The 13,767-nt window shown below is 48.1% G+C and carries 15 protein-coding genes; 14 read left to right on the top strand and 1 reads right to left on the bottom strand.

Going from position 1 to position 13,767, the window contains the following annotated elements; genetic code table 11:
• Nucleotides 1-12 precede the first annotated feature (12 nt).
• The 5 genes from tpiA to P397_RS0104565 all read left to right on the top strand — a co-directional run bounded on the left by tpiA (nt 13) and on the right by P397_RS0104565 (nt 5,198).
• Nucleotides 13-765: a triose-phosphate isomerase gene (gene tpiA / locus P397_RS0104545; protein WP_026827585.1), complete on the top strand. Its 753-nt coding sequence runs from the start codon at nt 13-15 to the stop codon at nt 763-765.
• Nucleotides 766-2,313 (top strand): 2,3-bisphosphoglycerate-independent phosphoglycerate mutase, encoded by a 1,548-nt coding sequence (gpmI, locus tag P397_RS0104550; protein WP_026832175.1) that lies wholly within the window; start codon nt 766-768, stop codon nt 2,311-2,313.
• 73 nt (nt 2,314-2,386) lie between these two features.
• The gene (gene eno / locus P397_RS0104555; RefSeq protein WP_026827587.1) at nt 2,387-3,679 is read left to right on the top strand and encodes a phosphopyruvate hydratase; all 1,293 of its coding nucleotides are present in this window, start codon (nt 2,387-2,389) and stop codon (nt 3,677-3,679) included.
• 349 nt (nt 3,680-4,028) lie between these two features.
• Nucleotides 4,029-4,931 carry an acyl-ACP desaturase gene (locus tag P397_RS0104560; protein ID WP_026832176.1) on the top strand — a complete coding sequence of 301 codons (903 nt, stop codon included), beginning with the start codon at nt 4,029-4,031 and terminating at the stop codon, nt 4,929-4,931.
• Between the two features lie 18 nt (nt 4,932-4,949).
• Entirely contained in the window at nt 4,950-5,198 is a 249-nt protein-coding gene (locus P397_RS0104565; protein ID WP_028105779.1) for a hypothetical protein, read from the top strand.
• 753 nt (nt 5,199-5,951) lie between these two features.
• Here P397_RS0104565 and P397_RS0104575 read toward each other — a convergent pair.
• Nucleotides 5,952-6,272 (bottom strand): hypothetical protein, encoded by a 321-nt coding sequence (locus tag P397_RS0104575; protein ID WP_026832178.1) that lies wholly within the window; start codon nt 6,270-6,272, stop codon nt 5,952-5,954.
• Nucleotides 6,273-6,411: 139 nt separating this feature from the next.
• Between P397_RS0104575 and P397_RS0104580 the strand changes: the two genes are divergently transcribed.
• The 9 genes from P397_RS0104580 (at nt 6,412) to P397_RS0104620 (ending at nt 13,764) form a co-directional block, all read left to right on the top strand.
• Nucleotides 6,412-6,744, top strand: coding sequence for a hypothetical protein (locus P397_RS0104580; protein WP_026832179.1), 333 nt, complete (start codon nt 6,412-6,414; stop codon nt 6,742-6,744).
• Between the two features lie 159 nt (nt 6,745-6,903).
• The gene (locus tag P397_RS0104585) at nt 6,904-7,884 is read left to right on the top strand and encodes a LacI family DNA-binding transcriptional regulator (RefSeq protein WP_026832180.1); all 981 of its coding nucleotides are present in this window, start codon (nt 6,904-6,906) and stop codon (nt 7,882-7,884) included.
• Complete coding sequence (rbsK, locus tag P397_RS0104590; protein WP_028105781.1) at nt 7,881-8,759, top strand: ribokinase; 879 nt, start codon at nt 7,881-7,883, stop codon at nt 8,757-8,759. The genes P397_RS0104585 and rbsK overlap by 4 nt, the downstream gene beginning before the upstream one ends.
• Entirely contained in the window at nt 8,756-9,145 is a 390-nt protein-coding gene (gene rbsD / locus P397_RS0104595) for a D-ribose pyranase (protein WP_026832182.1), read from the top strand. Before rbsK ends, rbsD begins: the two co-directional genes overlap by 4 nt.
• A gap of 12 nt (nt 9,146-9,157) precedes the next feature.
• Nucleotides 9,158-10,636, top strand: coding sequence for a sugar ABC transporter ATP-binding protein (locus P397_RS0104600; RefSeq protein ID WP_028105782.1), 1,479 nt, complete (start codon nt 9,158-9,160; stop codon nt 10,634-10,636).
• A 1-nt stretch (nt 10,637) separates the two neighbouring features.
• Complete coding sequence (rbsC, locus tag P397_RS0104605; protein WP_051523880.1) at nt 10,638-11,606, top strand: ribose ABC transporter permease; 969 nt, start codon at nt 10,638-10,640, stop codon at nt 11,604-11,606.
• A 27-nt stretch (nt 11,607-11,633) separates the two neighbouring features.
• On the top strand, nt 11,634-12,548 hold the full coding sequence (gene rbsB / locus P397_RS0104610) for a ribose ABC transporter substrate-binding protein RbsB (protein ID WP_028105783.1): 915 nt from the start codon (nt 11,634-11,636) through the stop codon (nt 12,546-12,548).
• A gap of 141 nt (nt 12,549-12,689) precedes the next feature.
• On the top strand, nt 12,690-12,923 hold the full coding sequence (gene secG / locus P397_RS0104615) for a preprotein translocase subunit SecG (RefSeq protein WP_012371248.1): 234 nt from the start codon (nt 12,690-12,692) through the stop codon (nt 12,921-12,923).
• Nucleotides 12,924-13,023: 100 nt separating this feature from the next.
• Nucleotides 13,024-13,764 carry an alpha/beta hydrolase gene (locus tag P397_RS0104620; RefSeq protein ID WP_028105784.1) on the top strand — a complete coding sequence of 247 codons (741 nt, stop codon included), beginning with the start codon at nt 13,024-13,026 and terminating at the stop codon, nt 13,762-13,764.
• Nucleotides 13,765-13,767: the final 3 nt, after the last annotated feature.

The following is a 13,767-nucleotide window of genomic DNA, read 5'->3' on the forward strand; positions in this document are numbered from 1 at the left end:
GGAGTGTTTTCAATGCGTAAACCAATTATCGCAGGTAACTGGAAAATGAATCTTACCCTCAAGGATGCTGTGGCATTCGCTGAGGAAGTCAAAGGAACTGTACCCGCTTCTTCGAAAGTCGACGCGGCTGTCTGTGCACCGTCTGTATTCCTTGCACACTTGACAGAAGCGACAGCTGGAACGGACCTGAAAATCGGCGCTCAAAACATGTACGACCAAGAGAGCGGCGCATTCACAGGTGAAATCAGCCCAGTGATGCTCAAAGAACTTGGCGTAACATACGTCGTCCTCGGTCACTCAGAACGTCGTGAGTATTTCGGAGAAACAGATGCGTTCATCAACAGCAAAACGAAAAAAGCATTTGAGCATGGTATCGTGCCAATCGTTTGTGTTGGTGAAACACTCGAAGAACGCGAAGGCGGAAAATTCGAATCAGTGATCCGTGAGCAAACAACGAACAGCTTGAAAGGCTTAACAGTTGATCAAGTCAAAAACCTTGTTGTCGCGTATGAGCCTGTCTGGGCAATCGGAACAGGAAAATCAGCAACAGAACAAGATGCACAAGATTCTTGTAAATTCGTTCGCGATGTCATCGCAGCTGAATTCGGTACGGAAGCTGCAGAAGCAGTCCGCATCCAGTACGGCGGAAGTGTCAAACCGGACAACATCAAAGAATACATGGCTCAACCTGACATCGACGGTGCTTTAGTTGGTGGCGCAAGTCTTGAGACAGGATCGTTCCTCAAACTGTTGGAGGCGATTTAAATGAAAAAACGTCCAGTCGCACTGATCATCCTTGATGGTTTCGGTATGCGTGACGAGGAGTTCGGAAATGCTGTCACGGCAGCAAACAAACCGAACTTCGACCGTTACTGGGGACATTACCCGCATACATTGTTGAATGCGCAAGGAGAATACGTTGGTTTGCCTGAAGGACAAATGGGGAACTCAGAAGTGGGTCATTTGAACATCGGTGCAGGTCGCGTCGTCTATCAATCGCTATCCCGAATCAACAATGCCATTAAGGATCGCTCGTTCTTCTCGCGTCAAGCGATGAACGATGCGGCAGGTCACGTGAAGAAATACGGTTCAGCCCTTCATATCTTTGGTTTGGTCTCTGACGGTGGGATCCACAGTCACATCAACCACCTGTATGCGGTGCTTGAATTCGCAAAACTTCACGAAATCGAAAAAGTCTATCTCCATGCTTTCACGGATGGCCGCGATTGTGATCCACAATCAGGAGCCGGTTTCCTCCGTGATGCACAAGCGAAGATGGACGAGTTAAACGTCGGTCAATTCGCAAGTGTCTCTGGTCGTTATTACGCGATGGACCGCGACAACCGCTGGGAACGCGTCAAGAAAGTCTATGACGTCATCACGTTCGCAGACGGTCCGACAACAAAAGACCCAATCGCGATGGTCGAAGCTTCGTACAAAACAGACGTCACAGATGAGTTCATTGAACCAACGGTAGTCGTGCAGGAAGACGGTACTCCAGTAGCACCGATCCACGATAACGATGCGATCATGTTCTTCAACTATCGTCCGGACCGTGCGATTCAGCTCGCCAAGACGTACAAAGAAAAAACAGGCTTCAATGGATTTGAATTGCCGGACAACGCACCGAAGAACCTGCTGCTCGTCTCGATGACGAAGTACTCGGATGCGATTGATACGGATATCGTCTTCCCACCGGAAGACATCAAAAACACACTCGGTGAAACGTTATCAAAACAAGGCCTTAAACAATTACGGATTGCGGAAACTGAAAAGTACCCGCACGTCACGTTCTTCTTTAACGGTCAACGTGAAGAGCCGTATGAAGGAGAAGATCGGATTCTGATCCCATCTCCAAAAGTCGCGACATACGATTTGAAACCGGAAATGAGTGTTTATGAAGTCACAGAAGCACTCGTTGACGCAATCAACACGGACGAACACGACGCAATCATCCTCAACTTCGCCAATCCCGATATGGTCGGTCACTCGGGTATGCTCGAGCCGACGAAAAAGGCGATCGAAGCGGTGGATAAATGTCTCGGTCAAGTCGTTGACTTGATCATCAGCAAAGGTGGCGCAGCCATCATCACAGCCGACCACGGAAACGCGGACAAAGTCCTCAATGCCGATGGCAGCAAGATGACGGCGCACACGACAGAACCTGTTCCATGTATCGTCACAGTCGAGGACGTCGAACTCCTTGAGCCATTGACTGGCGTACTGGCAGACTTGGCACCAACTGTTCTCGACTTACTCGGAGCAGATCAACCGGCAGAAATGACCGGGAAATCGATTGTAGCAAAGAAATAATCCCGTCAATCGATGGACTGGTCACGGTCGCACTACAAACTAATCTTTCTCAAACAAAAAGGAGCGAATTTAAATGTCAATGATTACAGAGATTTATGCACGCGAGATTCTTGATTCACGCGGTAACCCAACAGTAGAAGTAGAAGTATATACAGAAGACGGCGGTTTCGGTCGCGCACTCGTCCCATCAGGCGCATCAACTGGTGAGCACGAAGCAGTTGAGCTTCGCGATGGCGACAAATCACGTTACCTCGGTAAAGGTGTCTTAAAAGCTGTTGACAACGTCAACGAAAAAATCGCACCTGAAATCATCGGTTACGATGTCTTCGACCAAGCAGGAATCGACAAAAAGATGATCGACCTCGACGGTACGAAAAACAAAGGTAACTTCGGCGCTAACGCAATCCTTGGTGTTTCTATGGCTGCTGCACGTGCTGCTGCAGATGAGCTTGGTCTTCCACTTTACACGTACCTCGGTGGATTCAACGCGAAAACACTTCCAACTCCAATGATGAACATCATCAACGGTGGATCACACGCTGACAACAACGTTGACTTCCAAGAGTTCATGATCATGCCTGTTGGAGCTCCAACATTCAAAGAAGCACTTCGTATGGGTGCTGAAATCTTCCACGCGTTGAAATCAGTTCTTAGCGGAATGGGTCTTAACACAGCAGTTGGTGACGAGGGTGGATTCGCTCCAAACTTGAAATCAAACGAAGAAGCAATCACAGTTATCCTTGAAGCAATCGAAAAAGCTGGCTACAAAGCAGGCGAAGATGTTTACCTTGCAATGGACGTTGCTTCTTCTGAGTTCTACGACAAAGCAGCTGGAACATACAACCTCGCTGGCGAAGGCAAAGTCCTCACAACAGCTGAGCTTGTTGAATTCTACGCACAACTCGTTGACAAATACCCAATCATCTCAATCGAAGATGGCTGTGACGAAAACGACTGGGATGGTCACAAACTCCTTACAGATCGTATCGGACACAAAGTCCAACTCGTTGGTGATGACTTGTTCGTAACAAACACAGAGAAACTTGCTGAAGGTATCGAAAAAGGCATCGCAAACTCGATCCTCATCAAAGTTAACCAAATCGGTACGTTGACTGAAACATTCGACGCAATCGAAATGGCGAAAAAAGCTGGTTACACAGCAGTCGTTTCTCACCGTTCTGGTGAAACAGAAGATTCAACAATCGCTGACATCGCTGTTGCGACAAACGCTGGTCAAATCAAAACAGGTTCACTTTCACGTACAGACCGTATCGCGAAATACAACCAACTTCTCCGCATCGAAGACATGCTTTCAGACGTTGCTGTATACGACGGAATCAAATCATTCTACAACCTCAAGAAGTAATTACGGGTTGATGATTTAAAGTGTGTTGTACACTCGCTGTACAGCCAATACCTCCTATTTATGTGCGATCTCCGCACATGAATAGGAGGTTTTTTTGTTCCTGATGGATCGGTTAAAGAGAGTTTAAGTTGAATTCTAAAAATAGAAACGATTTGTAACAGACAGCTTTAATCGATTACACCAATGTGATTCAGTTCGAAACGTTAAAAAAATCAAATTTATAGGACCTTTCTTTTACTACCTGGTCATTAAAATGTTATAGTTATAAATAAGTTTAAGTTCGATCATTATAGTGATTAGATAAATGTAAATGGATTAAGCTTAAAAACATCTAAAAGGAGACATGATCATGTTAAATTCAGATTTAGATATACGCTTAGAACCACGCATTAAGGAACTTTACCGCTTACATAAGGAGCGTTCAGCCAATATTGATTGGAGCTATCACGAATTCATTCCATGGGACAAGGCGATGTCGTTTAAACGGGTTCCTTGGGAGGAGAGTCAAGTTACGCTTCCGGAAGGCGTCATCGTTGCCGTGGAAACGGCATTACTGACAGAAGTAAACTTACCTTGGTATACATCGCATTTGGATTACACATTCAAAAATTCGATGGAAGTCATCAATGATTTCGTCCGCACGTGGACGGCGGAAGAAGACCAGCACTCGAGCTTACTGGAAACGTATTTACTTGTGACACGAAACGTCAATCCGACACGGTTGCATCAATTAAGAAGACGCGTCGTTGAAAGCGGCTGGTTCCCGGACTTCACGAATCCTTTGGCGACAATGGCCTACACTTCGCTGCAAGAGCTTGCGACACTCGTTTTCTATAACAACGTAGCGAGAGTGGCAGGAGCGCATGACAAAGACTTGGCGACACTGCTCCGCCGTTTGGCAAAAGATGAAGCCCTTCATTATGCGTTCTACCGCGACACGGTAAAAGCGCACCTTGAACTCGACCCGAACTTCATCGTGTTCTTTGAAGATGTCATCATCAATTTCTCGATGCCGGGAGCGATCATGCCGGACTTTACCGAGCGTATGAAGACCATCGCAGTGGATACGAATTACGGACCCCTCCAATACTTTGACCAAGTATTAGATGTCGTCGTGAAATACTGGGATATTGAGAACTTGCAACCTACGAGCGAAGAGGCCAAACAATCTCAAGCGAACATCATGAAATATCACGGGCGTTTGAAACGCATCAAGGACCGTCAATCAGCAAAAACGAAGATTGATGCATAAGGAAGGGAGCACTAAAAAATGACGTGTGAAATATGCGGAAAAGAAACGAATAACCAAGTCAGTTATTTGGAACTGAACACGTGGGAATTCAATTCGTTGAAGACAGAAGAAAAAGACTTTTATCCGATTTGTTACAGCTGTTTTGACAAGCATACGAACGAGTTCATCGATCAGGAAATGGATCTTGAATTAAGAAAAAAACGTTCGCAGATGGTAAATAAAGAAGTCGAGGCAGAAATCGAAGCTATTCTTGAAGTTGAAAATTAAGTGCTCAATTAGATTCCGATATATGTTGGAATCGTCAGACTGAAGACAAAATAGTGGTTTTTCTCTTAATCGAGAAGAGCCACTTTTTGCTCGTTCTTTGAAGTATTATTTTATATTTAGTCCAAATAAAATAAAGAGGGAAAATAAATTTGATACCCTCAAAATATCTTCAACATTCATAAATGAACTATTTTTAACAAAAAAATTCTGTACAAACTTATTCATTTACGTTTTTCTTCATATTTATTTTCAATAACGTAAAACAAAAAAAGTGTTATAAGGATAACGAATGAAGTTGTGCTATGCTCCATTAATTCAAAGTACGGTAGTGTTAAAGACAGAAGTATCAGTGACGTCGCTACTAATCGAACGATAACAAGTTTTTTATTATATTTGTTATTATCCAAATTACTTCCTCCTTTTTCAAATTTAACATTAACATTATTTCCTATATGATAAAACCTATTGCACATTAATCACGAGGTTTCTTAATCCAACGTTGAAGCGTCTCATGTGGTTTCCTCAAACAAGATCTGACAGCGCAGGCTTGCGCTTTTTCCTGTAGGAGTCGCGTGAAACGCGTGATAACAGGTGCATAGAAAAACATTCATCGCTCGACTTCTAAGGGAGAAGGAAGCAACGCTTCCGCCCTAGAAAAGCGAGCGAATGAATGTTTTTTCGTAGACCTAAAAAAACGAGACCCGACTAAACGTCGAATCCCGTAGTATCAAAATGGAATTATCCTCCTTGAAATCAATCCTCGATAAACGTAACGAGGTAATGATGAGCAGAATAGAGCGGAGCACGCGTGACGAAGAACTCGGGTAAGTCGACATCGATATCGAGTTCACGTAAAGTTTGCGGATCGAGACACTCCTGGACGAGACGTTTGATATCGCTGAGTAATTCATCGTGCAAATTCGCTTCCGCTGCGAAGGAACGTTTGGCTTCATCTTTTAACAATAAGACGACTGGAGGAAGACCGCGTAGTAAGTCGACCTGAAGTGGTTGTTCGTTGCGTTGAAAAAAGTCGTTTAAGCAACTGACGACCTTCATCGAATGTTCTTCTTTCATCGGTCGGACCCCCAACTTTCTTTAAGTAGCTGTTACTATCAAGCTATTCCCTAAAGTCAGATAGGATATGCAGACAAACTGGAATCGGTGCATTAACGGATTCAATAACCGGGTACAGAAAGAGGTAGGGGGGATGAATATGCTGTTTCGTTATTTATTTTTGGGTATGGACCCCGCGATCGACGAGATTCAACTACGGATCATTTATTTTACGGAATTGATTTTCTTTATCGGTCTGTATCAGATTACGAGTCGTTTTTCACGTCAAAGCATGATTCTCGGAACGGTCCTCGGCATCACGGGTCTGATTGCGCTCCTACCGGGAGCCATCTATATTCTGCGGTATAACCCGGAAGATGCGGTCATCGACATTACGTTCCTGTTGATTTACTTACTGGAGCCGCTTGCGATTTTAGCATTTCTCGTCGCCTTGTTTCGACGGTTGTATCAAAAACGCCATCCCAATCATTGAAGAAGTCCGGACAAACGTTGTCGTAACACGTTTGATCGGACTTTTTCGTCTGTCTGAAAAAAATAAATAAAATATATTTTAGCAAAAAGGATTGATGTGTAACCGGTTACACAATATGATACATATTGTAAGCGTTATCAAAAGAAAGAGGTGGCGAACATGTCGACCATCCGGGAAGTAGCGAAAGTGGCAAATGTCTCCGTTGCGACCGTCTCACGTGTCATGAATGAGAAGGGATATGTCAGCGAAAAAGCAAGAACAGCAGTCCTGCAAGCGATTAAGCAGCTCGATTACCGACCGAACCGGGTCGCCCGGTCGTTGTTCCAAAAACGATCTGGTCTGATTGGTTTGATTGTCCCGGACATCACCAATCCTTTTTTCCCGCAACTCGCACGGGCTGTGGAAGATATGGCACATCAGCACGGATTTCAGGTGATTTTGTGTAACACGGATGAACAGTTTCAGAAAGAACAAGAATATATTCAGTCACTCGAAGCGATGCACATCGACGGGCTGATCATCACGACGAACTATTCGAACAACCCGAACTATGAAGGAATCGAAGTGCCGATCGTTGCCCTCGACCGTGTTTTGCAAGGTGCAATCCCGACGGTCACGTCGAACGGTTACGACGGCGGTAAAAAAGCGGCACAGTTCTTACTCGATCACGGAGCAACCGAACTTGTCGTCATCAGCGGTCCGTCGAAATTGCCGACAATCAAAAAACGCCGGGATGGATTTGAGGAAGTTGCCGGGAAACACCTCGTCGCAAGTATCGAGTCGCCGTTTCATTTCCAAGGCGCACTCGGGGCGGCGAACTACTTATTTGACCATTACGACTGTAACGGAATTTTTGCGGCAAACGATGTCATCGCCGCAGCGACGATTCAGGTCGCAGCTGAGCGGGGAATCGCGATTCCAGACCAGCTACAGATCATCGGCTATGACGGAATTGAACTCGGGCAGATGATTTCACCACCACTTACGACAATTGCCCAGCCGATTTATCAGATGGGCGAACTGGCAGCAAAGTTATTGATTCAACGAATTGAAGGAAAAGAGATTGCGGCCGTCCATCATGAATTGATGGTCGAAGTCATCGAACGAGAAACGACGAAGCGGAAGGGTGAACAGTCATGAAACAAATCAGTGTAGTCGGAAGTATCTCGATGGACTTGGTCGTTGAAAGCGATCGTCGTCCGTCAGCAGGGGAAACGGTCATCGGATCCGCCTTCCATACGGTACCGGGAGGCAAAGGGGCCAACCAAGCGGTCGCGATTGCCCGACTTGGCGGCAACGTCGAAATGGTCGGCTGTGTCGGCGATGATGCAAACGGCGTTGCGATCCGGCAGAACTTTGAAACGGAACAAGTCGGGACGACGCATCTGCAGACGATCGCGAACGAACGGACGGGGACGGCGCACATTACGCTGGCGGAAGGCGATAATTCAATCGTCGTCGTCCAGTCGGCGAACTTGGCGGTCGTTTATGACGAGGCACAGCTCGACAGCCTGCTCGGTCAGACGGACATGATTTTATTACAGCTCGAAATTCCACTGGAAACGGTCAAACAGGTGGCGCGTTACGGCAAGACACACGGTATTCCTGTCGTCTTGAATCCGGCGCCAGCCATCGTTCTTGACGACGAGCTGCTGGACGACGTGACGTATCTGACACCAAACGAACATGAATGCGGCTTGATTTTTGGACAACAGCAGTCACTTGAACATTGGTTAAGCCAGTATCCGAATAAATTGATCGTGACAGAAGGCAGTCGCGGCGCCCGTTTCTATGACGGGGATGCCATCGTGACGGTGCCGGCAATCAAGACGGACGTCATCGATACGACGGGTGCCGGTGATACATTCAACGGGGCACTTGCGGTCAGCTTGACGGAAGGAACGTCATTGACAGAAGCGATCCGCTTTGCCAACAAGGCAGCCGGCATGTCCGTCCGCGCCCTCGGGGCACAAGGCGGAATGCCGACACGGGAACAGATGGAGGTTGAAGCATGAAACGACACGGGATTTTAAACAGTCACATCAGTAAGGTCTTAACGGATCTTGGTCATACGGACATGGTCGTCATCGCCGACTGCGGTCTGCCGATTCCGGCAGGCGTAGAGCGGATCGACTTGGCACTTGAGCTCGGAACACCGTCGTTCGCGGATGTTGTCCGTGTCGTCGCCGACGATATGGCGATTGAACAGGTGACGCTCGCAACAGAAATCAACGACACGAACGTCAAGGCACTTGAGGTCGTCAACCAACTCGACGTCCCGCAAGACTTCGTCTCGCACGAAGCATTCAAGGAACTGACGAAGCAGGCGAAAGTCATCATCCGGACGGGTGAAGCGACACCGTATGCGAACGTCATCTTACACGCCGGCGTCATTTTTTAAGGGGGAAGCACGATGCAAATTGAGATGACAGGTATCAAAAAAGCGTTTGGTCCCGTTCCCGTCTTGAAGGGTGTCGACTTTACACTGGCGACCGGTGAGATTCATGCCTTGATGGGTGAAAACGGAGCCGGAAAATCGACCTTGATGAAGATTCTGACCGGTGTCCATAAAGCCGATGAAGGAACGATTCAAATTGACGGCGTGGAACAACAGTATAAAAATCCGAAGCTGGCGGAAGAAGCGGGAATCGCTTTTATCCACCAGGAGCTGAACATCTTGCCGGACTTAACGGTCACGGAAAATCTGTTTCTCGGACGGGAACTGAAATCCCGCTTCGGCATTCTTAAGCAAGCGGAGATGAAACGGCTCGCTGAACGTGAACTGGCGGAATTGAACGTCTTCATGGACGTCAATCAGCTCGCCCGGACGTTATCGGTCGGACAACAGCAGATGATTGAAATCGCGAAAGCGTTAATGACGGACGCGAAGGTCATCATCATGGATGAACCGACGGCCGCTTTGACGGAACGTGAAATCCGCGCCTTGTTCAGTGTCGCGACGGCACTGCGGGCACAGGGTGTCTCGATCGTCTACATCTCGCACCGGATGGAAGAAATTTTTGAATTGTGCGACCGGATCACCGTCTTACGCGATGGTGTCTCGGTCTCGACCCACCGGATTGCCGAGACCTCATTTGAACAGATTGTCCGCGAAATGGTCGGACGTGAGATGGGCGAACGGTATCCGGAGCGGCAGGTCACGCTTGGTCAGACGGTCCTCGAAGTCACCGGGGCAACCGGCAAACGGTTTGAAGATGTCTCGTTTTCCGTCCGGGCCGGTGAAATCGTCGGCTTTTCCGGCTTGATGGGCGCCGGGCGGACAGAAGTCATGCGTGGCTTGTTCGGAGTCGATCGGCTGAAAGCAGGGACGATCAGCTTAAACGGCAACGTCATCAAAATCAAATCGCCACACGATGCGATCAAACAGGGACTTGGCTTCTTGACGGAAGATCGAAAAGGTGAAGGCTTGTTCCTCGACTTTTCACTCCGGGAAAACATCTCCTTGCCGACAATCCGGTCGTTATCGAAGTCCGGTGTCATCTCCGATCAATCGGAGCGGCAGTTCGCCGAAGGCTATCTCAAGTCGTTATCTGTCCGACACAGTTCGATGGATCAACCGGCGAAGTCGTTGTCCGGCGGGAACCAGCAAAAGGTGGTCCTCGCGAAATGGCTCGGAACGAAACCGGATGTCTTGATTCTCGACGAACCGACACGCGGTGTCGACGTCGGGGCGAAAAAAGAAATTTATACGATCATGAATGAACTCGCCGCATCGGGTGTCGCGATCATCATGATCAGTTCCGACCTCCCGGAAATTCTCGGGATGAGTGACCGTGTCTATGTGATGCGGGAAGGACAGATGAGCGGCATGCTCAACCAACAAGAGGCCACGCAAGAAAGTATCATGACGCTTGCGACAGGAGGACAATGACATGGAATTGATGCAAGGGAAACTGACAGAAAAGAAACCAAGACGACTCGGGATTGGTCAAAAGCTTGGTCCGCTCGCCGGACTGTTCGCCATCATTCTCGTCGTCTCGATCATGGAACCGGACTTTTTAACACTTAATAACTTATTCAACATCTTACGCCAAGTTTCGATCAATGCCTTGATTGCCTTCGGGATGACGTTCGTCATCTTAACAGGTGGAATCGACTTATCGGTCGGTTCGATTCTTGCGTTGTCATCCGCGTTCGTCGCCGGTCTGATGACCGACGGAACGTCCGCGATTCTCGCTGTGCTTGCCGGATTGATCGTCGGCGCAATCATGGGTGCGTTAAACGGAATGGTCATCTCACTCGGGAAAGTCGCACCGTTCATCGCGACACTTGCGACGATGACGATCTTCCGTGGTCTGACACTCGTCTATACGGACGGGAAGCCGATTACCGGACTCAGCCAAGGCGGCTGGTTCGAATTATTCGGTCGCGGCTACTTCTGGATCTTCCCGGTCCCGGTCGTGACGATGTTGATTGCCTTTGGCGTTCTGTACTTCATCTTGAAGAAAACGACGTTCGGTCGTTACACGTATGCAATCGGCGGTAACGAAGAAGCGGCAAAATTGATGGGGATTCAAGTCAACAAAGTGAAGATTTTGATCTACTCGTTGTCTGGTTTGATGGCAGCACTCGCTGGGATCATCTTGACGTCGCGTCTGAACTCGGCGCAACCGACAGCCGGAACATCGTACGAACTGGATGCAATCGCAGCGGTCGTCCTTGGTGGGACAAGCTTAGCCGGTGGACGCGGTTGGATTGTTGGGACGTTGATTGGTGCATTGATCATAGGAACACTCAACAACGGACTGAACTTACTTGGTGTCTCGTCCTTCTTCCAGCTCGTCGTCAAAGGGCTCGTCATCCTGTTCGCGGTACTCGCGGACCGGAAACAAACTACGTGATTTACCATCCAAAAGGAGGATATTGATATGAAAAAACTACTCGCACTCGTCATGATGGCGTTAATGGTCTTCGCAGCGGCTTGTTCGACGGAACAACCGGGCAGTGACACGGAAAAAGAGAAGAAAACAAAAGACTTTAAGATTGGTCTGTCGATTTCGACACTCAATAACCCGTTCTTCGTCTCGCTGAAAGAAGGAGCAGAAAAAGAAGCAAAAGCACAAGGCGCAACACTGCAAGTCGCGGATGCACAAGATGATGCCGCAAAACAAGCAAGTGACATCGAAGACATGATTCAAAAGAACGTCGATCTCATCTTGATCAACCCAACGGATTCAGCAGCAGTCGGTGCAGCTGTTCAAACAGCAAACGATGCGGACATCCCGGTCATTACAGTGGACCGCAATGCAGAAGCCGGTGACGTCATCGCGCACATCGCGTCGGATAACGTTGCAGGCGGGAAACAAGCGGGTGAGTACATGATCGAACTCGTGGGCGACAAAGCGCAAGTCGTTGAACTCGAAGGAATCCCGGGCGCATCGGCAACACGCGACCGCGGTGAAGGGTTCCACGCGGCAGTCGACAGCAAGCTTGACGTCGTTGCCAAACAATCCGCAAACTTTGACCGGGCAAAAGGTCTGTCGGTCATGGAAAACATCCTGCAAAACAACAAAGACATCAAAGCCGTCTTCGCACACAACGATGAAATGGCCCTTGGTGCCGTCGAAGCGTTGAAAGCAGCGGGCATGGAAGATGTCAAAGTCATCGGGTTTGACGCAACAGACGATGCCGTCAAAGCCGTCGAAGACGGGAAGATGGCGGGAACGGTCGCTCAGAAACCGGCTGAGATCGGTAAAACGGGGATCGACACAGCAATCAAACACCTTAAAGGCGAGACAGTCGAGAAGAACATTCCAGTCGAACTCGATCTCATTAAACAATAATTTTCCTCACCAGCCGGTCTGATTTTGTCAGCCGGCTGGTGTTTTTTGGAGGGAAGCTGAACTTCGTGAATCTATACCTTGTTCCCGTAGTTGTTTTTCTCTATAATGAAAGAAGCGTATATTACTGAAGGAGGATCATCGATGATCATTCATAACGTGGCTCTTGTCGGCCTCATCGTCGTTTCCGTTCTTCTCATCATCGTCGTTCTCTTGATGTCAGGCCGTACGGCTGGACTCGGAGCATTGACAGGTGGGGCAGAACAATTATTTGGTCGCCAAAAAGCCCGTGGCTTGGATGCGGTCCTAAATCGTGTAGCGTCTATTTTAGGGGCATTATTCTTTATCTTGGCGTTACTCGTCGCTTTTTATAAGTGAGTACTGAAACGACAGCCGTCCGATCGCGCTGTCGTTTTTTCTTATTTCTCGATTTCTATTTTTTTATTTTGGGGTATAGAGTTAGAGGGGGAATCATTTTATGAAAATCACATTACCAAAACCATTCTTTTTTGAAGGCGGCAACCGGGCAGTCCTGTTGTTACACGGCTTCACCGGCTCAAGCGCCGATGTCCGGATGCTCGGACGTTACCTGCAAAAACATGGTTATACATCACTGGCACCACAATATAAAGGGCACGCTGCCCCACCCGAAGAGCTGACGAAGACTGGGCCAGCCGACTGGTGGCAGGATGTCCTCGACGGTTACGAAGAGTTAAAAGCGAAAGGATACGACGAGATTGCGGTCTGCGGACTGTCACTCGGCGGTGTCATGTCGCTTCGACTGTCGATGCACCGTCCGGTCAAAGCGGTCATTCCGATGTGTGCGCCGGCTTACATCAAAAGTGAAGACGTCATGTATGCAGGAGTCACGGAGTATGCCAGAGAATTTAAGAAGCGAGAAGGAAAATCGGTCGAGGAAATCGAGCAGGAGATGGCTGTGTTCGAACCGATGCCGACCTTAAAGGATCTGCAAGCCTTGCTGAAAGAGACACGCGATTCACTCGAAGATGTCTATGCACCGACACTCGTCATCCAAGCCCGCAATGATCATATGATCAACACGGATTCAGCCAACATCATCCATGATGGTGTCAGTGCCTTACAAAAAGATCTGATCTGGTATGAGAACTCAGGTCATGTCATTACGCTCGACAAAGAAAAAGAAACGCTCCACCAAGACATCCATGAATTTTTGGACGGCTTGAACTGGAGCCATTAACTG

Origin of the sequence: Exiguobacterium undae DSM 14481 (assembly GCF_000620805.1) — a bacterium.
In the GTDB taxonomy this organism is placed as follows: domain Bacteria; phylum Bacillota; class Bacilli; order Exiguobacteriales; family Exiguobacteriaceae; genus Exiguobacterium_A; species Exiguobacterium_A undae.

What these genes read in the sequence shown, in the direction of transcription:
- tpiA (WP_026827585.1), top strand. Translation starts at nt 13, where the DNA reads ATGCGTAAACCAATTATCGCAGGTAACTGGAAAATGAATCTTACCCTC.
- gpmI (WP_026832175.1), top strand. Translation starts at nt 766, where the DNA reads ATGAAAAAACGTCCAGTCGCACTGATCATCCTTGATGGTTTCGGTATG.
- eno (WP_026827587.1), top strand. Translation starts at nt 2,387, where the DNA reads ATGTCAATGATTACAGAGATTTATGCACGCGAGATTCTTGATTCACGC.
- P397_RS0104560 (WP_026832176.1), top strand. Translation starts at nt 4,029, where the DNA reads ATGTTAAATTCAGATTTAGATATACGCTTAGAACCACGCATTAAGGAA.
- P397_RS0104565 (WP_028105779.1), top strand. Translation starts at nt 4,950, where the DNA reads ATGACGTGTGAAATATGCGGAAAAGAAACGAATAACCAAGTCAGTTAT.
- P397_RS0104575 (WP_026832178.1), bottom strand. Translation starts at nt 6,272, where the DNA reads ATGAAAGAAGAACATTCGATGAAGGTCGTCAGTTGCTTAAACGACTTT.
- P397_RS0104580 (WP_026832179.1), top strand. Translation starts at nt 6,412, where the DNA reads ATGCTGTTTCGTTATTTATTTTTGGGTATGGACCCCGCGATCGACGAG.
- P397_RS0104585 (WP_026832180.1), top strand. Translation starts at nt 6,904, where the DNA reads ATGTCGACCATCCGGGAAGTAGCGAAAGTGGCAAATGTCTCCGTTGCG.
- rbsK (WP_028105781.1), top strand. Translation starts at nt 7,881, where the DNA reads ATGAAACAAATCAGTGTAGTCGGAAGTATCTCGATGGACTTGGTCGTT.
- rbsD (WP_026832182.1), top strand. Translation starts at nt 8,756, where the DNA reads ATGAAACGACACGGGATTTTAAACAGTCACATCAGTAAGGTCTTAACG.
- P397_RS0104600 (WP_028105782.1), top strand. Translation starts at nt 9,158, where the DNA reads ATGCAAATTGAGATGACAGGTATCAAAAAAGCGTTTGGTCCCGTTCCC.
- rbsC (WP_051523880.1), top strand. Translation starts at nt 10,638, where the DNA reads ATGGAATTGATGCAAGGGAAACTGACAGAAAAGAAACCAAGACGACTC.
- rbsB (WP_028105783.1), top strand. Translation starts at nt 11,634, where the DNA reads ATGAAAAAACTACTCGCACTCGTCATGATGGCGTTAATGGTCTTCGCA.
- secG (WP_012371248.1), top strand. Translation starts at nt 12,690, where the DNA reads ATGATCATTCATAACGTGGCTCTTGTCGGCCTCATCGTCGTTTCCGTT.
- P397_RS0104620 (WP_028105784.1), top strand. Translation starts at nt 13,024, where the DNA reads ATGAAAATCACATTACCAAAACCATTCTTTTTTGAAGGCGGCAACCGG.